The organism is Peribacillus sp. TH27 (assembly GCF_016650915.1).
Lineage (GTDB): Bacteria > Bacillota > Bacilli > Bacillales > DSM-1321 > Peribacillus > Peribacillus butanolivorans.
The window spans coordinates 366,258-386,576 of the sequence record NZ_JAEKEV010000002.1; the positions used below are offsets into that span (position 1 = coordinate 366,258).

Genomic DNA, 20,319 nt, shown 5'->3' on the forward strand with positions numbered 1-20,319 from the left:
AAGAAAATGACTATTGTAACAATAAAAGAAAATAAAGGAATTAAAGGATGCATCCAGGATTGCTTCGTCTAAAACTTCCGTATAATTTTCGGGAGTTAACGCCAAATTTACACTTGCGAATCGTCGTCGCCAATGATGATTACGCGATTTACTACTGCAAGACCGCTATCAACCGCGGTCAGCGCTATGTTTAAGTCGTCCATGTCGAGGTCTATTTCGTCCTCACTAACGAAAATCTGCAGGTTAGGTAGAAAGATGCCAACACTTCGTCAGAGTGAAGATTACTCGCTTATAATCAATATCCATTTGCTCAATGGTGTTTACTTCTTATTGATGATTTAATAAAGAAAAACCTTTCGTAAATAGGGTTAATAGTGATATTTTATTGTAAAACAAATATAAAAAAAGCCTGAGCATTGTGCCCAGACTCTTATCCTGAAATTATTTTTGGTATGTTGGTTTTTTAATTGCTATCAAAACCCAAAAAAACATGATTATTGGAATAAAAAATAAATTCAAATTAATTCTTCTATCAACGATAATTGAAAAAATATCGTTAATAATTAAACTAACTAAGCTTAATAAAATGCATATAAGCAAAGAATGTATCAATAATTTCAGCATTTTCACTCTCGAAAAGTCAGCTATGTCAAACATTGTGTTTCCCCCTTAGTTTCAGATATTTTACCAGTATCCTAGTGTTTTACACGTTTTTTAACTTTAGGTTTCTTTTACCCCATTTGTGGCAAGTCGCATAAGCTCCTAATTTATACATGTCTTGAACAATTAAAGTAGCACCAGTCACTCCGACAACGGTTCCAAATGCAATTTTTAAAGTTTTTTCCAATGCTGAAGGCGGTGCGAGCATGTCTACCTGTAGCTGACGCTGTTAGTTCGTCTATTTGAATAACATCGTCTTGTTTAAGTATTTCCTTATCTAATAATCTTGTTTCACTTTCAATTTCATTTAATTCATCTGAAGAAATTTCAATAAGTGCCTGTTGGAGATTATTAATTTCTGTATTCGATAGACCATATTCCTTAGCATAATCTACGTTTAACTTAGTTTCATCATTTTCTTTAACAATACCATTTTGTATAACTTCTAATACTGAAAGCATTTTATCCTTTTCAATAGTAGTAGGTAACGTGTCAGCATATGCCGATTGCATTGCTCTATTGTCACTTATTCAGCCCACTTCAATGCATACTCTAACTTCATGTACCTTTAATGCCGAGAAGTTTTTTGTCCAGAATTACAACATAATCTTTTTTCTTCATTATCTCATTTAAAATCATAGCTCCTTATAAACTTCTTTCATTCATATTGTTTCCACTCCATAAATAGCCTTTAAATAAATCCTTAACGAGAAAGATCCAACATTTTTCAGTTGTTTAACTTTATCAAGTGCTTCTGTTAATAAAGGATCAACTGAAATTTCCTAACAAAAAAAGCAGCTATTAAGCTGCCTATCTTATAATCAAGGTTTATTCGATGTCACGTATGTACCAGCTATGAAATCATGGATTGCTCTATGATCTTTTCTTAAACCAACCATAAACGCGCTAACAATAAATCCTATTCCTAATGTGATTCCATAAACTATTCCAGCAACTAAACATCTTAAAAGCATAGTACCTATACCTAATTTTTTACCGTCAACCCTTACTATACGTATACCCATCATTCTTTTGCCTACTGTATATCCATACCAAAATATTGGTACGAACATTGTGTAAAGAAAGACGACAAAGGTTGAAATACTATCATCTTCCCATTGACCAGTGATCAAACCAAAAATTACCGCCAATGGAATGCCTATTATAATGCCATCTAGAACTTCTGCTAAAAATCGTTTCCAAAACCCTACTGAATTGCTCATATATGTTCCTCCTGTTGAATTAGTTACAATTAACTATTTTACCATATTCCAGGTAATTTAACGAGCTTTTAAAGAATTAAATATAGTTAAAATCGCTCTTTTTTACCAAACATCCGCTTAAGCTTAATAGATTATTTTATCTTTTCTTGAATATATTTTTGAGTTAGTATACCCGTACCATATACGACTGAAATCAAACCAAAGTAAAAGAATATTTTAGAAAACCTTGCTTTACTAGTAAACTCAATGTATGAAAAAGTTGTATAAATAAAACCAATAGCAACTATTATTGATAAAATCAAATGCCCTTCACAGGCCTCATCATAGTTTCCTTCCAATACATTAACCCTAACCAACAAACCATGTTTCCTACCCGATTGTTAAATAACAGATAGTAAATTTTATTTTAAACATCTTATAACATTGTTTCTATAAATATTCCAAAATATCTTTATAAGCGATGTATTTGTTTCTTGTATTGGATGAACGCAGCTTTGAATTAGAATTGTATTTATAAAAACCTTATCCATTTAAACGGTATTCTCTCCCTCTTTATAGAAGCCAATACGATTCAGTTCGTTAAAGGGGTTTAAAAAAAACAGGATGATTTGTGACTCGGAAACGTGACTCTAGAGCCACATTAATGTGGTATTATCCATTTTAATTAACTTGTGCGAATACCTTGAATGCAATATAGAAGATGTAATTGAATTAGTTCAAACAGAAGAAAACCACCAGTAATTGGACTGGTGGTTTCAAGATTTTATTAAGTGAAATTTTTGTTTTTAATAATGATCTATTTGCGCACCCAGATTATCTAGGTCTTGTGAAATATTTAGAATGATTAAATATCTCCATTCATTTTTAAGTTTACCTAAGTCTACAACTTGATGAACCTCTACTACATCATTTTCATACTCTTTACTAGTCTCGCAAATTTCATATAAACTTTCTACTAATTCAGCATTATCCCAATTCCTTACATCTAACTGTACGAATGTTTGACTTTTCTTTATACTCATTTTCTTCTCTCCAAGTTTTTGAAGTATAACGGATATTGAGTACTCCTACTTGATTTAGTTTTATTAGAATGTCCATTGTCTTTAATGATTCATCTGTAACAACAGATGTAATATCACCGTGAATTTAATGTTTTACAACCTTAGTAGTTGCCTTTGAACTAACATTTCCTGCTTTATCCTTTGCAGTTATTGAAAGGGTAGTTCCCTTTTTCTGTGCTTTTATCTTAACTGAGTAGCTCCCCTTAGACGTTGCTTTTGCTGAACCAAGGGATTTACTACCTACCTTTACGGTCACAGTCGATAATGCTTCAGCTTTCCCTTTTACAAATTTATCATTATCATCTACCTTACTTACCGTAGGCTTACTTGGTGGAACAACATCTAACACTGTGACAGAAGCACTTGAACTCACATTCCCTGAACTATCTTTTGCTGTGACCGTTAATTTAGTTCCCGCTTTTTGCACGGCTATTTTAATAGAGTATGTTCCTTTAGTTGTTGCCTTGGCAGAGCCTAATGCTTTACTTCCATTTTTAACAGTAACCGTAGAATTAGCTTCTGCTTTCCCTGTTACTACTTTGTCATTATTATCTACCTTACTTACGGTAGGTTTACTTGGTGGAACAACGTCAAGAACAGCTACAGCAACACTTGAACTTACATTCCCTGAACTATCTTTAGCTGTGATGGTCAATTTAGTTCCCGCTTTTTGCACGGCTATTTTAATAGAGAATGTTCCTTTAGATGTTGCTTTTGCAGAGCCTAACACTTTACTTCCACTTTTAACAGTAACCGTAGAATTAGCTTCTGCTTTCCCTGTTATAACTTTGTCATTATTGTCAACCTTATTAACACTTGGCTTAGATGGCTTAACATTATCTACAAATCCAGTTGAGATAGCATATAAATCCTCTTCTGTATTATTGTCAATGTAGTCATTATCAGTGTCTATAACACCCACATAATATGTGCCAGCTTTAGCTTGATACGCTTGTACTTCAACATCATCCTCATATTCACTACCCAAATATTCCAAATTGCTACTCTCAACAAAATCTTTTTGTACGGCAGTAAATAGAAGATCAATGGAGTATGTGTTAGTTTCTCCTCCTACTAATAAAATTCCACTCTGAGGTACTTTTACTTTATAAAAATCAACATCGTACAAAGGAAGTAGTTGACCGATTGTCGGTTTTTCATATGATGATATATTTGCTGAATTAAAGTCGTCATTATATTCACTTTCAATCAAGTAATCTTCATCAGAATTGCCACTACTCATCCTACCCATTTTATTGAAACTATTTACTGAGTATGATTGTGAACCTTTTAATGCTTGTTCAATTTGGTTAAATGTTTTAGGATCAATAGCACCTTTTTGGAGAGGTTTTTCTACTTGACTTTCTATAGCTTTCCTAACCAACTCGTTCTTGTTTCCTTCAGCCTTAACAATACCCACGGACACTGTGGAAGCTAATAACCCTACAGCAACCAATGACAAAATACCTTTATTACGCACGTTTTCTCCCCCTGAATTCGTTATAATGAACCATTTACTATATTTATCCTAATACATATGTACCTGAATTACCATATGTTTCTATATATATTTTTTCACATAAAAATACATTTCAAATGAGAGTCATTAATCTCTCGACTTTGCTCATTAAGTCACTTCAGCAGTTTTCTATACAAATAGATTCTAGTATGGTTATTCACAATTCTTTGAGCAGACTGTTTTAATGGTCCTTCAATTCAAAAGAACCTTTATATGATGAATCCTTCCCTTTGAACTTTACGTATTTGCTACCGTCCCTTACATCTGTGTAAAATTGAGGAAGTTGTTGAGTTTATTGAAACAAAAGAAAACCATCAATCCTAACCGACTGGTGGTTTTTTTGGATTATTCATTTTATGTAAACAAAAAGCTATGTTTTGAAAAAATGCAGACTATTGAAAAATAATAAATCACACTTCTCCTAAGTATCCTTTTAAGGTAAAATTAACCAATATAAGGAGACTCATTCATTATGGGTGAATTATTATCATTAGCATTAGATTTTTTATTCGTTGCATTAATGTCATTACATAATAGTACAAAACATACGGATAAACACCTTGATATGTTAAAAGAATACGATTGGTTTACTACTTTGTATTACAACCCTAAATATACTAGGCTTTTTAATCATAACAAACAAATTCGTGGCTATATAGGACAACGCTAGTCAATTAATAGGATGATTAAGAAAAAGAAAGCAAGTGAAATACTTATTATTATGCTTGATAAACAAGCAAAAAAACAAATCGTATGATTGTGTATTCATATCTCTTTTCACCAACATTTCTTATGACTTTGACTGTGTTCCTGAGCAACAATTTATCCAAACACAGTCTAGTAATATTATTGTCACTAGCTTTTTTTATTATCTTTTACCTCTGATTTTGTAGTATTAATTTTTCCCTCTATTTTGCTTTAAGTTTAAATTCACATTTATTAACTTTTCTATGAGTAACATGTAAAATTATGAATATAACAAAGTGGTATTTCCATTTAAATTTCTTTACTCTTTAACTTCAACCTCTACAATATCTTCAAATTTTATTTTTATAATATATCCCTTTTCTTTCTCCAACTCTAAATGAATCAAATTAGTTATTGGGTCTAATCTATGTAATAATCCTGTATACTCCCAATCGAAGCCGTCTTCCCAAACAGTAAACTTTACTGGTGAACTAAACTCCATAGCAATGTGTATTTTGTTTTCAAACTCCTCTATTTGGTATTCATCTAATATTGGTTTTACTTGCCGATAATAATCTTTATTTAAATCTTTTAGTAATTTAACGTGCTCAGGCAAAAACATAGCTGATTTCCATTTAATATTTCCGCGATCTTTAAGTGACATAGGAACAACTCCATTCATTCTATAAGTTATATTATAGAACATTTGTTCCGATTTATGATAAAAAAGATACATCCAATGATTGGATGCTTTAACGTTGTTACTAAATTTTTATCCAATCTCTCGCTCCCTTCCATCCTTTGTACGCTTTCATTAATAGGGAGTTATCCTCTAGATAATCTTCTCCCTTTTCAATTATCATAGCGTTGGATATATCATAATTCCCTGTAAGATATACTTCAGCACCATCAATATACCCTTCGTCTTGTAGGAATTCAACAGGATCATTAAGCGCATTAGGTTCAATCCCTAAATCCACATGTTTAAAGGCGTAATTTCCGTTGTCTAATTCCTTTAAAATAGCCAAACATGGTGTCCATGCTTTGAATAGTTTGGTAACAGGGTACCAATAAACAAAGCTGATAATCCAAGTTCGAATATCTTTTGTCTCCCCATTTCGAAATTAATAAGCCGACCTTTTGGACGACTTTGGATTTGTTTCTTATTTATTTTTCAAGATACCCACAGTTTCTTCCTATTAAAAGGACTACTAGGGAATTCATTATCAATGATTGTAACTAATATATTTGACAAGGTTCATGTAATCCTACCTATTTAATGACAGATAAAAAATAAAATCTAACTGTGTAACTAAACAATTTTATATATTTTCCCTATTCTTAGGTTTTTCTGTAGTACTATCTGTAAATCGATAAGGCATAGTAACAGTCAACATTAAAACTTTTAGATTTCACCGTTTTCAAGCCTACTAAAATACTCAATTTTACTTATTAGCCCTTTTCCATTACAAGTAAGACAGTCAGTATATATATCATAGGCACCTGTTCCGTCACAGACATGACATTGAAAGTGTGTGTCAGGTATTTCTTTTTGTTTGATTGAAAAAAAATTTACAATAGTTTCTGAAAATTTCATCTCAATAAACTCCTTTTTCACAATCATACAACTAAAAATCAGGAAATTACCTAGGATTCCAAAAATTTACGAAATTCACGTATATTCATTACAAAATTTACATAGATTCCAAAAAACTTTCGATTTTATTAATTAAAAATGAGTGTTAATTTACATAATTTCGTTAACATGAAGTTTCTTTAAGATGTGTAACAACAAAGTGCCAACATTTATGGTTGACTCAACGTATCTTGCTTAACATTTTAGTTTTTTTATGTAAAAACCGACTTCCTGTGCTAGGGATATCTCTTTTCTCACCTAGATAAAATACTAACGATTATCATTTATATTTTTCATTTTCTAAAATAATCACTTTTTCCTCACTTGAGAATTTCCCTATTTGTTTGGTGTTTTCAACCAACCGAAAAATATTATCACAGCATTGTTTGGCACCTATAATTAATAATGGTACACCAATAAAATCAATTTTTAATTGTCTTGATAAAAAACCCCCAATTGACATCACAAACGGTACAGTTGGTGATGTATTAGAGAATATTATTTTTTCATGAAATTGATGTTTGTTTTGCAGTATGAAGCTTAAGTTTTTTAATGCTGGAACAACAATTTTGGATGATCGCCGTCCTAGAGTATATACCGAGTCTCCATTTTCATCTATCCCATGGAAAATAATTTTCCCTGAATCATCTTTTGTTAATTTATTGAAGTAATTAACATTTAATATTTCTTCTTTAGTTAGTTTTCGTTCTGATTGGATAATTTCTTTTAAATGATAGGCAATTTGCTAGAGCCGTGGTATGTGTCCCACCATAGTCATTATAGATATAAATCATGATATCATCCTTACATCCTTTATATTTTTATCTATGGCTATTATGGTCATTATGGTCATTTATTCTAGTTCCAATTCAGGGGATTATCTTTTAGCTAATATTACACAGTTGATTCCTTCTGTTCATCGAATCATTTTAAACTTAACTTATAACATGATCAGTTACTGTACCAGTACTACCTATAGGTAACCCTTTGTTTTAACCATTCGAGATGTAGTGATCGTGCAGTTTTTCCTTGAGAAAAAACTTGTTCAAAGAACGCTTGGTCTATATTCTTCAAGTAAAATCAGTTCCTGAATTTGTAGTAGATACTATAAATACATCCAAATAAACGACACCTTTTAATCCTCTTTTACTTCCTTATATTTTTTAACTTTTAAGATAAAATTAAACATAATTAACATGTTATGATATTATCTGCAAATAATAATGATAAGAATATAAAAAGGGGATTATAAAATGAAAATAGTTTTTAAAAAAACTTTTATAACACTTTTGGGATGCCTCATACTCTTAAATATGTCCGGTATTACTACTAGCGCCGCCAACACAGTCCCAACAAAAACGACTACTATAGACCGGGTATTTGAATATTTAGGCCTGAAATATGAAAATGCTATACAAAACTTTGATTATGGTGATAAAAATGAAGTTTTTATTACTCAGAGAGTTAAATCGGCTACAGTGCTTTCACGCTGCATTATAAAAGGTGAAAAATGTGAAGTAGAAGATTATGTAATACTTGGAGACTATGGACACGGAGAGTCTTTAGAAGTGATAAAAGAGAATGGAAAAACTTTATTATGGGTAGGGAATACCGTAAATAGTGGTGATAGCAATAAATGGTCTACTGATATATCACTTATTGAGTATAAAGTTAACCCTGCAAAACCAACGGGCGCAAAAGTAGTAAATGTAAAAACGATAACAAATCTAGAAGAAGTCACATCAAAAATAAGTGGTAGTGCCTATAGAAGTGCTGTTGCAATAGCAGATGGCAAAGATCGTATTTGTTTTAGAATTCAAATTGGAACTTCAGCATCTAATACCTACTACGCCGTATATAAACTAAGTGACGTAACAAAGGCATTAAAGGCTTCATCAGATAATAAAATGTCCATAAAAGATCTAAGCTCATTGCAGTTGACAAATTTCACAGGACTCACAAGACCCAATAATTCCTTTCAAGGATTTGATATCACTGGAATAGGTTCTGGTAACAAATTCCTTTATCTGTATGGCGGTGCAGCAGGTGATACACCTACACTCTATAAATATTCTTATACTAACGGTGGTAATGCCGAGCATATCAACACCATAAAAATAACAGGAAGTTATGTTGGCAATCTTGAAGCAGAAGGAATTAAAGTTGAAAATAATCCAAATAATTCAAGTGTAGAGACTGTATTTTTAAGTTTAAATCCCGGATTAGATTCTTCTGGAAACCAAAAACCGATTCGATTATATACTCTGTTTGAATAGATAGAGAAAAAAAGCCCCTCTCGATTTAGAGATGGGCTTCTAACGTGGTGTGATTCTGGGAGCTATACAATAATTCACCCATAAAATTATTGCATATTCATGCACACAATTTTATGTCATGCAAACAACTTAGCAAATGTATTTTCACCAGCGATACCATCTGCTGGTAATCCGTTAGCTTTTTGAAATACTTTTACCGCTGATTTTGTGCCATTTCCAAATATACCATCTACCCCATTTGGATTGTACCCTTCAGAATAAAGTACAGCTTGTAAGATATATGTGATATTCCCATTCGCCCCTTCTCTAATAATGGGTGAAGCTGCCTTTGTATTAGGACCCCATTTCCCATCGACCTTAAGCTTTGCTCTATATTGTTTATTTAGCTCCCTTTGGAACCCCTTTATCAGCGCCGTCTTAGTGTTAGGTCCATAAAAACCATCCACAACGATTCTTGTATTATACCTACTGTTTAATGTTTTTTGGATTTGTTTTACAATCTGATTACCAGTAGGCACTTTTGATACCAAATTGGGTTTTTTGCCTGCTTGTAATTGTGAATAGGATAATCCACCCGTCATCTCCAAATGAGGATAGTCTTTAAACGAAGCCCAATCTCCACCCCATTTAAAACCCAAATCTTTACCAATAGCAGCTACACGTTTCCACTTTGAATCAACTGTCCATATTGCATTCTTCCCATCATCACTCACTATGATATAATCAATGGCTAGTCCATAGTTGTGATAAGATTGACCTGGCTGAGCGTTTGTCACTTTTGGTTTCGATAGATCACTATAATTTTTCCCTTTATAACTATATCCTAGGCGACCTTGACCATATAACTTTGCTTGCTCTTCCATAGAACGGTAGCCTGCGCTGATTTGAACAAAAATACCTTCTTTATAGGCGCGTTTAATCATTTCTAATGCTGATTCTTTCACCACTGGATGTATACCACTGCCCATATTCTTTTCGGATCTGGTTAATAACGTTTGTAATTTTGCCTTCATTTTATTCACCTCATATTATTTTTATGCTATTTAATCACAAATGCTTGTACACCTAACTGCTCTTTGCATAATAAAAAGCCACCCCTAATTAAGAGGCGACTCGTATTTTGTTACTTATTATTTTTTAAATACCGTACAGTTTGTTCTCACTGTTTATTAAAAGGTAGTATATATCATAAAAAAGAAGTTATTAACCTAGCCCAAATGTGAAAGCCAAGTTGTTGCAATCAGTTCACAAAAACATATAATAATTTTGCCATCCAATCCTTTCCATCATATAATAGAAGTAATACAGCTGAAGGAGGAATACATTTGAGCGGAGATAGAGATCCAATAGATGTAACTCTGGCTTCTCATTTAAACATGCGACTCACTCGTTTAGCCGAAGAAAGGAATATCCAACTGGAAAGGTTGTTGGATAAGTCTGTCGAATTATTACTTGAATATATGGAAGATAACGAATTAATTAATGACCATGTTAAGTTTAACAATGTTGAAGCAATCAATAAAAATAAAGAGATTATCTTACAAAGCAGACAAATTTTAAAGAAAGAATAGTTCCATGTAAAAAACACTTACCATTAAGGTTTAGTGCTTTTTCTATTATTACACACATCACTTTTATCAAATTTTCACTTTCCATGACATTAAGTCATAATATGACTATTTGGAGCCTGGTAGTTAAAGACTAATCAATATGTTTATCACTTTTATTTTAAAATATCCCCACAGTTCCTCCATACATCCAGCATATAACTCCTGTTCAATCCTTTTCTTGCCTATTACTATACATATTATTCCCATTTAGATTTTTATCATATAAAAGGGCAGTCTCTAGGACTGCCCCCAAAAAATATTACTATTAATCAGTATACACGCACTATCATCAGGCTTTTTATTACGTATTTGCTTCTAAACTGTAAAAAACCTTCTAAAACGGTTGCTTCTTACTTTTAAGTGATTAATAAAAACGATGCCTGTTCTTACATTTGCAACGCTTTTTAGGAACCCAAACTGTACTTGGATCATTATTCTCAAAGCATTTTTCTATAAAACAATTCATCCTAACACCCTCCTTAATATTGTATATGCATAGACAAAAAGAAGGTGTGGACAAGTACAGAAAAACACTCATAAATAATTTGGTTTTAAAGACTTATTGAAACATACAACCCTTTTTCTTGGTTTTAACTGACTTTCGAATTCTTCTGCATCGTGTTTAGGATTTTTCTTGAACTTGACTTCTATTTCTGAGATTCTTTGGACATGGTATTACATACCCGTACCCGTACCCTTAACACAATCACTCTTGACTGCAAACTTCTGTACGAAATCCTTAATCTTCATATTATCAAAAGTGACATTCTTGTAGCTGTTTCCATACGCAGTAGCTAATTCCTCGACCCTAATACAAAGAGGCAATTTCACTTTGCCGATCTCCCTGCCAAAGGCTTGGACCTTCTGAACCAGCTTTTGCGCAGATTCCTTACTGTAAGGGATGAACTTTGTACCACTTGCTACTTTATCAGCGACCTTCGCAGCATCTGCCACACCGCCAATTACAAGGGCTATCATCAGCCCGTTCTGGCGCTGTTCTTCGGTTAGATGGTTTCCAAACATGTCTATACCTGTGACCGCTTCGCCTAGTCCGTTGGCTGCGGTGAGCACGTACAGGCCGTATTCGGTTTTCTGGAGGAGGCTACAGCCTTTTGTCGTTTTATAGACAGCGAGTGCATGATTCCCCGCGTTGAGTCCTTTGGCCGTTTTGTAGATGGCGCTGCCGCCTCTGATGGCCCGGCCCCAGCCGACTACAGGGATAAATCCAGCGGCGGCCATGGCTCCGGCGGCGATTCGTTCGGCTTCGGACAACTTGCGGCCCGTTACTGGTTCGACTCCGGTTGATGCCCTGATTGAATGATCAATTCCCATGTAAAGGTATTTATCGTATCCCAGGCCTTTTCATACCATGGGCGGTTTTCGAGTTCTTCCCATTTCGCGTTCGATTTCCTTGGCTTCCGCTTGTTGCTTTTTGAAGGTCTGATAGTCTTTCATCTGACCGGCGACTTCATCCTTCACTTGATAGACGTCACTATTCTTAAAGGCCGATTGGTTAAAAGTCATCGGCGAAACGTTGCCATCCTGTTTCGTGGCATCAAGCAAGGCACGGAAAAGGCCAACAGCCACGTTTTCCTGCCCGACGGAGACATCATATTCCTCCACCAATTGCCGGTCGACATTTTCGACCTTTGTCATGGTGTCATCCAGTCTTTGTCCGGCCAGCGTGATTTTTTCATTAAAGTCTTTTTGATCGAACATATGAAGAGGAAGGATATCGTCAATGCTGTTCAGGAACCTTTGAAGATCACTCGCTTGTTCATCGACAAGCGACTTCGCTTGATTAATGCCATTCGAAACTTCGCCATCTAAAAAGGGAACCTCGACCACCGTATCTCCGGAAAGGTCCGCTTCTTCCAGACTGGCAGGAATACCTTCCAAAAAACTGATCTGGGTAGTGAATAATTCGATCCAGGCGTCCGCCACATCGATTTGTGCTTCATAGAAGCTTTTGATGGCCGCGGCCCCGGCGCCTTGAAACTCGTGATCCAGGCTGACGATACCCTGAAATTCCTTTTTTAGGGCAACGACTTCCTTCTTTAGTTCTTCATATTGCTTGGCACGCGACTTGGTTGCGGCCGTCAATGTCTTGGCTTCATATATTTTCATCGCGGCTGATACCCATTTGAAGACGAATGGGTGATGGCATCGTCCTGTTCTTTCAATAGATCAATGTTCGCCTGGGTATCTTCCACATTTTTTTGAACGATTTTGATATATCGCTCAAATACTTTTTCGAGGTTTGCTTCACGGTCGATCCACTTTGAGGTAAATTCAAGCTTATTTTTCCCAAGCTCGTCGGCCGGCAGATTTCCAAGCGTTACTGTACCAAGAGCAGTCTTTACCTGATTAACTTGCTTTGTTACTGCAGGATGATTCAGTTTGATTGTCGCCATTAAATCAACCGCCTTTTTAAATCTGATATTTTACTTTCCAGCTGCCCAAGTGCCTCCTCACCTTTGTCTAAAAGGTGATCGGCTTCTTGGGCTATATTTCCAGCTATATTCATAAGAGTTTTCTCGGCATTTAGCTTTGTAATCATCGCTTCAATTTTCCATTGATAGTCGTCATAGTCGTCATGGATGATGCTATACATCAAATTATAAGCATCACCACGGGCTTCCTGGAAATCATCTGAGCGGCTTCCTGTCCAACTACTACCCATCTCCGGATTTTTAATATTTCTAATCTCGTTAAGACACATACTTTGTTCTTTTATAATACCGTCTTTCGCATTCACTAAACGTTCAATTTTTTCGTCTAAACTAGCTATTTTACTGGAAATAGCAGAGTGCATGTTACTCAATATGTCTGCATATACCATAAAGACTCACCTCAAAAATAGTATATTTCTATTATAACTGTCATTTTTTTCATATTTTCTATTATAAGGATTAAAGTCTGAGAGTTAAATAGGGAATAATATGCTATTTTGTCTGTAAACAGAGAAAATTGACATAATTATAATTAAGTACAACAAATTCTTTATACCCTGTTTTTTACCAAAATTAAACAACAAAAAAACACTCCATCTACTAAGGAATGGAAAGATGGACCCTCTACTGAAACACAAAATTATCTTAGAATATGATGTCTAAAATTTATTATCAGACATATTGAAAAGCTAGGTAAACTATGAACAAACAAGGAGATATTCATTCAAATAGAACTCATGGTTTCCTAAATTCAGTTAAATTCACCAGAATCATATCTGTTTATCAAATTTTCACGAACAAATTCTCTGCAAGTAGAAGATAAATGTGATCTTTGAGGGTGAATCAAATCTCCAAAAGGCATATTCTGGACAAATTTGATTTCACCTTCAAATTCCCTTTCAGCATCAGCATCAAAACCTACTATTTTCACAAAGTAAGTTTTGTGACCAGTTTTCATAAAATCAATTATTGTTAACATGTGATTATGTTCTTTTTGCATACTTTTTCCTCCACCAGATAAATCAAATAGCCTTTACGTATTGTTAAAAATCTAACTTATAATAATAATCCAATATACCTGCTGTTACTAGAACATAATTAGGCTCGTAATCACTAATTTAGCTCTTTGTTATTTTAAACAACTTATAAATAAAAAAGCCAATCAATACAATCAAGGCTAAAATTGTTACTTTCATTTTCTACTTGATCTTTATCTTTTCTATGTATCGAATGTTGTATAGCCACCGGCTAGACTTCATATATTAACTATACCTTTATTTAGCTGCCATTGCATCCTTGCTTAAGTTTTACGGATAAGGTCTTCTTCTTTTCCGAATTACTCCATTTTCATTCATACCATGCATTTAATTCTTCTTTAAATGTTTCCTAGTTTTGCCCTAAAAAAGATCAACCATTGTGCTGAGCTAAAAATAACTGAAAAACAAAAAACACACTCGATATTAATGAGTGTCTTAGCTTAATCGTTAAACTATTGCATTCATTTCAACTATCCTTCCTTCTCAATCAGACTAGCTATATTTTCTATGACATCTATGTAAAATGATGCAGAATAAACCTAATAACTTATCCCTTCTATATAAAATTATAACCTGCTATAATTTAGGGATTGGAGGTGTTATTCATGAAAGAATTCATCCAGATATTAGCGGAAATCGTAAACAACATTCATGATTTTATACTATTATTTGTAAGCGACACTCTAAATTCAAATGCAACGGACAAAGATCTACATTTTTGGATAATGGGGATTATAGGGATTATTATATTTTTGTTTGTGTTATTTTTATCTAATTTAATATCCCGGATGCGTTTTGGGATTACCATTCTTTCTTTCCTATATACCTTTACTGTCATGGTTGTCTTAGTATTTGCAATTGAAATACAACAAGCTCTAACTAGTAGAGGAAATATGGAATTTCAAGATGCTGCAGTAGGCCTCTGGGGCTTCATCGTATTTTTCTTAGTTTTTGCTGCAATTTCCTCACTGTATTTATTGATTAAAAAATTCTTCAAACAATCAAAAAAAAGGTAACAAGAGATCACCTTGCTCTTAACATTACTTACGCTAGTTTATCCGGAATTTAGCTTTGGAGTTATATAAGAGGTTATAATGAGAACTTTCTCTGTAGCATATCTTAGAATGGAAAAAGGGAGTAGTTACAGAGAAGCTGGCATTATGTGGAGTAATAGATTTTACAATCTTAGAATTTCAGATTTACTTTGATTCATTTTCATTAAATAAATCAATGCTAAACAAATTGAAAGAATCGTCGTCATTTAAACTTTCCTGATTATGTCCAGATATTTCAGAGCTATTTTCCTTACGACGGCGGTTTACTTCTCTTAATTCCGCTTCTAGAAATTCTGCTTGACCGTGTGAAAGCTTAATCGTTATTTCATTATTATTATCATCTGCCGCTTTCAAAAGAACATAACTGTCAGTCGCATTGCGTAAAGTAACATTGCTAAGTGTTAAGTTCATGTTTTCGAGTTCATATCTTGCCTTCATATCGTAAAAAGAACCTCCATCGGAAAACCATTTAAAATTATATATATTAAATATACTCTACTTCAAGATATCTAAATATACAAATACTTTGTTTACCATTTTCCGATGCAAAAAGCGGTCTGGTACCTGTATATGGAGAATCCCTTTATATTAAAGAGTCTTCCTATAAATGGAATTATAGTCTACAACTAAAAAAATCACCGCATACCTCTCAAAGTGTGCGATGATTTTATTGTTCATATTATTCTCCCTTTAGCATTCTCTGTGCCACTTAGGCCAGTTGGCTGGCATAAGATTTGATATCCATCATGTTGAAATCTCTTCTGTGACGGCTGACTGGTTTTCAGTTTCTGCGTTAATAGAAAGAATAGTAGTACTAGAAAGAATGTAAGGGTTTTGTTCCAGAGGAATCGTCATCACCTCAAGTATTAATACTCCTATATTAAAACAAAAAAGACTGTAGGAAAAAGTGTTTATTTCTAATTGTTAAAACAAAGTTGATTGGAACGGAAGGTGCGAGACTCCTGCGGGAAAAGCGTGTCCAAGGGAGACCCCACAGGCGCAAAGGCGCCGAGGAGGCTCCCTGACCGCCCGCGGAAAGCGAGTTCCCTACGTTCCAATCAACGTTCGAATTTTTACAACCCCTCAAAAAAACTGTAGACAAACTCGATTTTCATCGAGTTTGTCTACAGTCTGAATGGAACCTTTCACTTTAGGAAAGGTTCCATTCTTTACTGCTGGGTTTGGCCCAAAATGGGAATATTTGAAAATCTCATGATTGGTTTGCTTCCCCATAACCATAGTATTCTACTGCATCTTCTAGTAATATGGGCTCTAATAATAGAATCGTAATCCTGCATTTTCAACAGTGATTGGCGTTTATCATTCAATTACATGCTGAAGTCCTATCTTAACTAAGCTTCTCCATTATTCCTTCATTTCCACCAAGTATCGTACACGTTAATGGCTTCATTCCGTTTATGTTCGGTTTTTGTATACCAGCCTTCGATGATTTCGGCCGCTTTCGTTCTTATCTCCTTACCTTCAAGGTAATCATCGATTTCATCATAACTCACTCCTAAAGCCACTTCATCAGGAATCAGAGGTTTGTCATCTTCTAGATCTGCAGTTGGAATTTTCGTATATAGACGCTCAGGTGCTCCGACGAATTTCAGAATTTCTTTTCCTTGCCTTTTATTCAAACGATATAACGGGATGATATCCGCTGCCCCGTCACCATGTTTTGTAAAGAAACCGGTGATTGCTTCCGCTGCATGGTCTGTACCAAGCACGACACCTTTATATAGTCCGGCTAAATCGTATTGCACCTTCATCCGCTCACGTGCTTTGACATTTCCTCTTAAGAAATGGGATAGTTTTTCACCTGTAGCGTCTTCAACAGCCTTTACCGATGCATCCACTGCTTCCTTAATATTAACTGTTACCGTTTGACTTGGCTTAATGAATTTCAAAGCCAATTGTCTGTCATCTTCATCAGCCTGTACACCGTATGGAAGGCTCACAGCAACAAATTTATATTCTTTGCTGTTCGTTTCATGATTCAATTCATTGACAGCAGTTTGTGCAATATAGCCGCCTAGCGTTGAATCTTGACCTCCAGAAATACCCAGTACAAAGCTTTTTAGAAAAGCGTTTTTCTTCATATAATCTTTTAGAAGATCGACACTTTTTCTGAATTCAGCTTCAGGATTAATCTTTGGTTGGACAAGTAATTTTTTTACGATTTCATTTTGTAATGGACGCATTGGCATAGCCCCTCTTTCCTTATAAAGTAGACTCGTTATTTCGTAAACATTCTCTCAACATTGGCTTTTACTTCATCTATATTTCTCATTTTATTATCCCAACAGTCCTGGCTTAAGTCGACCGGATATTCTTCAGGATTGAGTGCACGTAAGTACTCTGGCCATAATACTTGAAGATTTTTTTCCGTAAAGGTCTTGATTTCATCAATGGATGGTAATTCATAGATTAAACTTCCGTCCATAAAAATATCCTCATGCAGGTCCACCGCATCGAAATCAGTGACAAATTTACTTAGGAAAGTATGGACAGGATGGAACATTTTTAATTTTTCCTGTTCCTGAGGCTTTTCATATTCCATAGCCAAGTAGTCGCCTTCTGCATGGTGGTTGACTTTATTAATGATTCTGTATACTCGTTTTAGGCCAGGTGTCGTTACCTTTTCAGGGTTAGAAGAAATTTTGATGGTATCTCTCATATTCCCATTTTCGTCCTCAATTGAAACCATCTTATAAACGGCACCTAATGCAGGCTGGTCATAAGCCGTAATTAATTTGGTCCCGATTCCCCAAATATCGATTCTTGCTCCTTGTTGCTTCAGGTTGATAATCGTATATTCATCCAAATCATTTGAAGCGACAATCTTCGCATCATGGAAACCTGCAGCATCTAGCATACGGCGTGCTTCTTTTGACAGATAAGCCAAATCGCCGCTATCAAGACGGACGCCAATGAAATTAATTTTATCGCCCAGTTCTTTGGCGACACGGATTGCATTCGGGATGCCGGAACGTAGCGTATCATAAGTATCCACCAAAAATACACAATCTTTATGAGAGCTTGCATATTTATGAAATGCCGTATATTCGTCTTTATAGGCCTGAATCATGGAATGAGCATGTGTCCCTGAAACCGGAATACCGAACAGCTTACCTGCACGGACATTGCTTGTAGAGTCAAAGCCTGCAATGTAGGCAGCGCGTGCTCCCCATATTGCGGCATCCATTTCTTGTGCTCGTCTTGAGCCGAATTCAAGTGCAGATTCATCGCCAATTACTTGTTTGATACGCGAAGCCTTTGTCGCAACGAGTGTGTGATAGTTCACAATGTTCAACAGCGCTGTTTCTATGAGTTGCGCTTCACCAAGAGGTGCCTCTACACGTAAAATCGGTTCGTTGCCAAAAACAAGCTCGCCCTCTTTCATGCAACGAATCGTTCCAGTAAAACGGACGTTCTGCAAATAATCCAAAAATTCATCATCGTAATGTAATTCCGATTTTAAATAGTTGATATCACTTTCTGAAAAGCAAAAGTTCTGTAGGTAATGAACAATTTTCTCTAGTCCTGCAAAAATTGCATATCCGCTGTTAAATGGAAGCTTTCTGAAAAAAACCTCGAATACGGCCTTTCGGTTATGTGTTTTGTCTTGCCAATAAGTTTGAGCCATATTGATTTGGTAAAGATCTGTGTGTAGTGCGTAACTGTCGTCGTTGTACTTTTTTTCCATGGATAGTTCCTCCCAAAAGAGAAGCGGCCGCCTCTCTTCTATTCTGTTGCGTGAATAGATATTAAAGAATGGTTGCTCCAAGTGATCCTTTAAAATGTGTAAGTGCCCATTCGTGACCCGCACTATTGAATGAGGCCACTGCATTTTCGTAAACAAAGATATTATAGCCTAAATTGTAAGCGTCAATTGCAGTATGTAATATGCAGATATCGGTACAAACACCGACTAAATATACGTCGGTAATGCCCCGTTCCCTAAGTCTGATATCAAGGTCCGTTCCTACAAAAGCCGAATAACGTGTTTTATCTATATAATAAACATTCTTTAGATTTTTATTTGTTTCATATTCCTCTTTTAACGTACCATAAAGGTCTCTACCCATTGTACCGCTAATATTATGTAGTGGAAACAATTTCGTTTCAGGATGTAAGCGGTCTCCTTCTTCATGAAGATCAATCGCAAATACCGTGTATTCCCCTTGCTTGATAAATTCCTTAGTTATACCGACCAGTGTATCTTCGATTTCCTGTCCAGGCTTTCCACATGTCAATGCACCGCAGTCTGCCACGAAGTCATATGTATAATCAATATTGATTAAAGCCTTTTTACCCATTTCACTCATTCCTCCTAATAATAAATAGAGTCCATGACAATCTCTGCATTAAATCGGTAAAGTTGTGAAGGCCGAAATGAATTACGTTTAGTTTTCTTCTGTAAGCCCTTTTCATCCAATACTTTCTCCAAGAACGGGAGCTTTGGGGCTTTTGCAAAAAAAAGTGAATCTGCACTGATTTTCGCATCATCCCTAACTGTTAGTAAAACACGTTGGAGTTCTGAAAGTGTAAATTCTTCTGGTAAAAACTTTTGAGCTATCGTTGTTTGCACCATTTCTTTTTTCATTAAATTTATCGCTTCATTAATAATTGTATAATGATCAAAAGCAAGTTCTAATTTTAAAGCTTCCTGTATCGTGAACAATTCCACCTCAGCTGCATCGTCATTCGCTTTTCTTTGATGAAGAAATTCTTCCTGAACAATTGCATAAAAAGCATTAGAGATAATCCACCCTCTCTGATCACGTCCCGGATGGTCATATACACCAAAATGCTTCACATGAAATCCTGTCACACCTGTTTCTTCTTTTAATTCTCGTTTGGCTGCCTCATAGGCTGTCTCGCCAGCATTCACAAAGCCACCGGGTAAAGCCCATTTATCACCTTCAACATTCGGGCTTCCTTCCCTATCTTTTGTAGCACGTTTGATTAATAATAGCTTTAATAACATTTCAGGCGGGGCTTTCTCGGCCGTCTTCTTGGTGGTAATCGTAAAGATCGCAATATCTGCTGTGTATCCATCTGGAGTAATATATTTCTTTTTTTCCTGCTGAACCATG

At 35.1% G+C, this 20,319-nt stretch carries 23 protein-coding genes and 1 pseudogene; 4 read left to right on the forward strand and 20 right to left on the reverse strand.

Annotated features, from left to right (window positions below):
- Window positions 1-767: 767 nt before the first annotated feature.
- From JFU24_RS03245 to JFU24_RS03265, 5 genes are all read right to left on the reverse strand, one after another.
- Complete coding sequence (locus JFU24_RS03245; protein WP_201249494.1) at window positions 768-1,172, reverse strand: hypothetical protein; 405 nt, start codon at window positions 1,170-1,172, stop codon at window positions 768-770.
- A gap of 309 nt (window positions 1,173-1,481) precedes the next feature.
- Window positions 1,482-1,883, reverse strand: a complete 402-nt coding sequence (locus JFU24_RS03250) for an RDD family protein (protein WP_201180620.1) — start codon at window positions 1,881-1,883, stop codon at window positions 1,482-1,484.
- 131 nt (window positions 1,884-2,014) lie between these two features.
- On the reverse strand, window positions 2,015-2,221 hold the full coding sequence (locus JFU24_RS03255) for a hypothetical protein (protein WP_201249495.1): 207 nt from the start codon (window positions 2,219-2,221) through the stop codon (window positions 2,015-2,017).
- A 447-nt stretch (window positions 2,222-2,668) separates the two neighbouring features.
- A complete protein-coding gene (locus JFU24_RS03260) occupies window positions 2,669-2,905 on the reverse strand; it encodes a hypothetical protein (protein ID WP_201180622.1) in 237 nt (78 codons plus the stop codon).
- A 124-nt stretch (window positions 2,906-3,029) separates the two neighbouring features.
- Window positions 3,030-4,424: an Ig-like domain-containing protein gene (locus JFU24_RS03265; protein ID WP_201249496.1), complete on the reverse strand. Its 1,395-nt coding sequence runs from the start codon at window positions 4,422-4,424 to the stop codon at window positions 3,030-3,032.
- Window positions 4,425-4,935: 511 nt separating this feature from the next.
- Here JFU24_RS03265 and JFU24_RS03270 point away from each other — a divergent pair.
- Window positions 4,936-5,133, forward strand: coding sequence for a hypothetical protein (locus tag JFU24_RS03270; protein WP_201249497.1), 198 nt, complete (start codon window positions 4,936-4,938; stop codon window positions 5,131-5,133).
- 336 nt (window positions 5,134-5,469) lie between these two features.
- On the opposite strand, the gene JFU24_RS03275 is transcribed toward JFU24_RS03270, so the two are convergent.
- The 4 genes and pseudogenes from JFU24_RS03275 to JFU24_RS03290 form a co-directional block, all read right to left on the reverse strand.
- On the reverse strand, window positions 5,470-5,814 hold the full coding sequence (locus JFU24_RS03275; protein WP_201224609.1) for a YolD-like family protein: 345 nt from the start codon (window positions 5,812-5,814) through the stop codon (window positions 5,470-5,472).
- 100 nt (window positions 5,815-5,914) lie between these two features.
- Complete coding sequence (locus tag JFU24_RS03280; protein ID WP_201224611.1) at window positions 5,915-6,178, reverse strand: YjcQ family protein; 264 nt, start codon at window positions 6,176-6,178, stop codon at window positions 5,915-5,917.
- A 377-nt stretch (window positions 6,179-6,555) separates the two neighbouring features.
- On the reverse strand, window positions 6,556-6,747 hold the full coding sequence (locus JFU24_RS03285) for a hypothetical protein (protein ID WP_053345975.1): 192 nt from the start codon (window positions 6,745-6,747) through the stop codon (window positions 6,556-6,558).
- Between the two features lie 319 nt (window positions 6,748-7,066).
- Window positions 7,067-7,580, reverse strand: a pseudogene (locus JFU24_RS03290) (DUF3189 family protein).
- Between the two features lie 459 nt (window positions 7,581-8,039).
- Between JFU24_RS03290 and JFU24_RS03295 the strand changes: the two are divergent.
- A complete protein-coding gene (locus JFU24_RS03295; protein WP_201249498.1) occupies window positions 8,040-9,062 on the forward strand; it encodes a helveticin J family class III bacteriocin in 1,023 nt (340 codons plus the stop codon).
- Window positions 9,063-9,178: 116 nt separating this feature from the next.
- Here the strand turns inward: JFU24_RS03295 and JFU24_RS30675 are convergent, their stop codons facing one another.
- Window positions 9,179-10,075, reverse strand: coding sequence for a peptidoglycan-binding protein (locus JFU24_RS30675; RefSeq protein WP_201249499.1), 897 nt, complete (start codon window positions 10,073-10,075; stop codon window positions 9,179-9,181).
- 312 nt (window positions 10,076-10,387) lie between these two features.
- Between JFU24_RS30675 and JFU24_RS03305 the strand changes: the two genes are divergently transcribed.
- A complete protein-coding gene (locus JFU24_RS03305) occupies window positions 10,388-10,633 on the forward strand; it encodes a hypothetical protein (protein WP_201224626.1) in 246 nt (81 codons plus the stop codon).
- Window positions 10,634-11,347: 714 nt separating this feature from the next.
- Here JFU24_RS03305 and JFU24_RS03310 read toward each other — a convergent pair.
- The 5 genes from JFU24_RS03310 to JFU24_RS03330 all read right to left on the reverse strand — a co-directional run bounded on the left by JFU24_RS03310 (window position 11,348) and on the right by JFU24_RS03330 (window position 14,125).
- Window positions 11,348-12,004: a pre-toxin TG domain-containing protein gene (locus JFU24_RS03310; protein ID WP_201249500.1), complete on the reverse strand. Its 657-nt coding sequence runs from the start codon at window positions 12,002-12,004 to the stop codon at window positions 11,348-11,350.
- Between the two features lie 30 nt (window positions 12,005-12,034).
- Window positions 12,035-12,799 (reverse strand): T7SS effector LXG polymorphic toxin, encoded by a 765-nt coding sequence (locus JFU24_RS03315; RefSeq protein ID WP_201224630.1) that lies wholly within the window; start codon window positions 12,797-12,799, stop codon window positions 12,035-12,037.
- On the reverse strand, window positions 12,796-13,086 hold the full coding sequence (locus JFU24_RS03320; RefSeq protein ID WP_201180652.1) for a YwqI/YxiC family protein: 291 nt from the start codon (window positions 13,084-13,086) through the stop codon (window positions 12,796-12,798). The genes JFU24_RS03315 and JFU24_RS03320 overlap by 4 nt, the downstream gene beginning before the upstream one ends.
- The gene (locus tag JFU24_RS03325; protein WP_201224632.1) at window positions 13,086-13,514 is read right to left on the reverse strand and encodes a YwqH-like family protein; all 429 of its coding nucleotides are present in this window, start codon (window positions 13,512-13,514) and stop codon (window positions 13,086-13,088) included. Before JFU24_RS03325 ends, JFU24_RS03320 begins: the two co-directional genes overlap by 1 nt.
- A gap of 362 nt (window positions 13,515-13,876) precedes the next feature.
- Entirely contained in the window at window positions 13,877-14,125 is a 249-nt protein-coding gene (locus tag JFU24_RS03330) for a hypothetical protein (protein ID WP_201224634.1), read from the reverse strand.
- 642 nt (window positions 14,126-14,767) lie between these two features.
- On the opposite strand from JFU24_RS03330, the gene JFU24_RS03335 reads away from it, so the two are divergent.
- Complete coding sequence (locus tag JFU24_RS03335; protein ID WP_053345965.1) at window positions 14,768-15,178, forward strand: hypothetical protein; 411 nt, start codon at window positions 14,768-14,770, stop codon at window positions 15,176-15,178.
- A gap of 183 nt (window positions 15,179-15,361) precedes the next feature.
- On the opposite strand, the gene JFU24_RS03340 is transcribed toward JFU24_RS03335, so the two are convergent.
- The 5 genes from JFU24_RS03340 to JFU24_RS03360 form a co-directional block, all read right to left on the reverse strand.
- Complete coding sequence (locus tag JFU24_RS03340) at window positions 15,362-15,655, reverse strand: hypothetical protein (protein ID WP_201249501.1); 294 nt, start codon at window positions 15,653-15,655, stop codon at window positions 15,362-15,364.
- Window positions 15,656-16,590: 935 nt separating this feature from the next.
- Complete coding sequence (gene nadE / locus JFU24_RS03345) at window positions 16,591-17,421, reverse strand: ammonia-dependent NAD(+) synthetase (RefSeq protein ID WP_201249502.1); 831 nt, start codon at window positions 17,419-17,421, stop codon at window positions 16,591-16,593.
- A gap of 35 nt (window positions 17,422-17,456) precedes the next feature.
- Window positions 17,457-18,926, reverse strand: coding sequence for a nicotinate phosphoribosyltransferase (locus JFU24_RS03350; RefSeq protein WP_201180664.1), 1,470 nt, complete (start codon window positions 18,924-18,926; stop codon window positions 17,457-17,459).
- Window positions 18,927-18,987: 61 nt separating this feature from the next.
- Window positions 18,988-19,539: a cysteine hydrolase family protein gene (locus tag JFU24_RS03355; protein ID WP_201249503.1), complete on the reverse strand. Its 552-nt coding sequence runs from the start codon at window positions 19,537-19,539 to the stop codon at window positions 18,988-18,990.
- Between the two features lie 14 nt (window positions 19,540-19,553).
- Window positions 19,554-20,318: an NUDIX domain-containing protein gene (locus JFU24_RS03360; RefSeq protein ID WP_201180666.1), complete on the reverse strand. Its 765-nt coding sequence runs from the start codon at window positions 20,316-20,318 to the stop codon at window positions 19,554-19,556.
- Window position 20,319: the final 1 nt, after the last annotated feature.

Coding starts and splice junctions, on each gene's coding strand:
- JFU24_RS03285 (WP_053345975.1), bottom strand. CDS start 6,747: ATGAAATTTTCAGAAACTATTGTAAATTTTTTTTCAATCAAACAAAAA.
- JFU24_RS03320 (WP_201180652.1), bottom strand. CDS start 13,086: ATGGCGACAATCAAACTGAATCATCCTGCAGTAACAAAGCAAGTTAAT.
- JFU24_RS03330 (WP_201224634.1), bottom strand. CDS start 14,125: ATGCAAAAAGAACATAATCACATGTTAACAATAATTGATTTTATGAAA.
- JFU24_RS03260 (WP_201180622.1), bottom strand. CDS start 2,905: ATGAGTATAAAGAAAAGTCAAACATTCGTACAGTTAGATGTAAGGAAT.
- JFU24_RS03360 (WP_201180666.1), bottom strand. CDS start 20,318: ATGGTTCAGCAGGAAAAAAAGAAATATATTACTCCAGATGGATACACA.
- JFU24_RS03250 (WP_201180620.1), bottom strand. CDS start 1,883: ATGAGCAATTCAGTAGGGTTTTGGAAACGATTTTTAGCAGAAGTTCTA.
- JFU24_RS03315 (WP_201224630.1), bottom strand. CDS start 12,799: ATGAAAATATATGAAGCCAAGACATTGACGGCCGCAACCAAGTCGCGT.
- JFU24_RS03325 (WP_201224632.1), bottom strand. CDS start 13,514: ATGGTATATGCAGACATATTGAGTAACATGCACTCTGCTATTTCCAGT.
- JFU24_RS03310 (WP_201249500.1), bottom strand. CDS start 12,004: ATGGGAATTGATCATTCAATCAGGGCATCAACCGGAGTCGAACCAGTA.
- JFU24_RS30675 (WP_201249499.1), bottom strand. CDS start 10,075: ATGAAGGCAAAATTACAAACGTTATTAACCAGATCCGAAAAGAATATG.
- JFU24_RS03350 (WP_201180664.1), bottom strand. CDS start 18,926: ATGGAAAAAAAGTACAACGACGACAGTTACGCACTACACACAGATCTT.
- JFU24_RS03295 (WP_201249498.1), top strand. CDS start 8,040: ATGAAAATAGTTTTTAAAAAAACTTTTATAACACTTTTGGGATGCCTC.
- JFU24_RS03355 (WP_201249503.1), bottom strand. CDS start 19,539: ATGGGTAAAAAGGCTTTAATCAATATTGATTATACATATGACTTCGTG.
- nadE (WP_201249502.1), bottom strand. CDS start 17,421: ATGCGTCCATTACAAAATGAAATCGTAAAAAAATTACTTGTCCAACCA.
- JFU24_RS03340 (WP_201249501.1), bottom strand. CDS start 15,655: ATGAAGGCAAGATATGAACTCGAAAACATGAACTTAACACTTAGCAAT.
- JFU24_RS03275 (WP_201224609.1), bottom strand. CDS start 5,814: ATGTCACTTAAAGATCGCGGAAATATTAAATGGAAATCAGCTATGTTT.
- JFU24_RS03335 (WP_053345965.1), top strand. CDS start 14,768: ATGAAAGAATTCATCCAGATATTAGCGGAAATCGTAAACAACATTCAT.
- JFU24_RS03245 (WP_201249494.1), bottom strand. CDS start 1,172: ATGCAATCGGCATATGCTGACACGTTACCTACTACTATTGAAAAGGAT.
- JFU24_RS03270 (WP_201249497.1), top strand. CDS start 4,936: ATGGGTGAATTATTATCATTAGCATTAGATTTTTTATTCGTTGCATTA.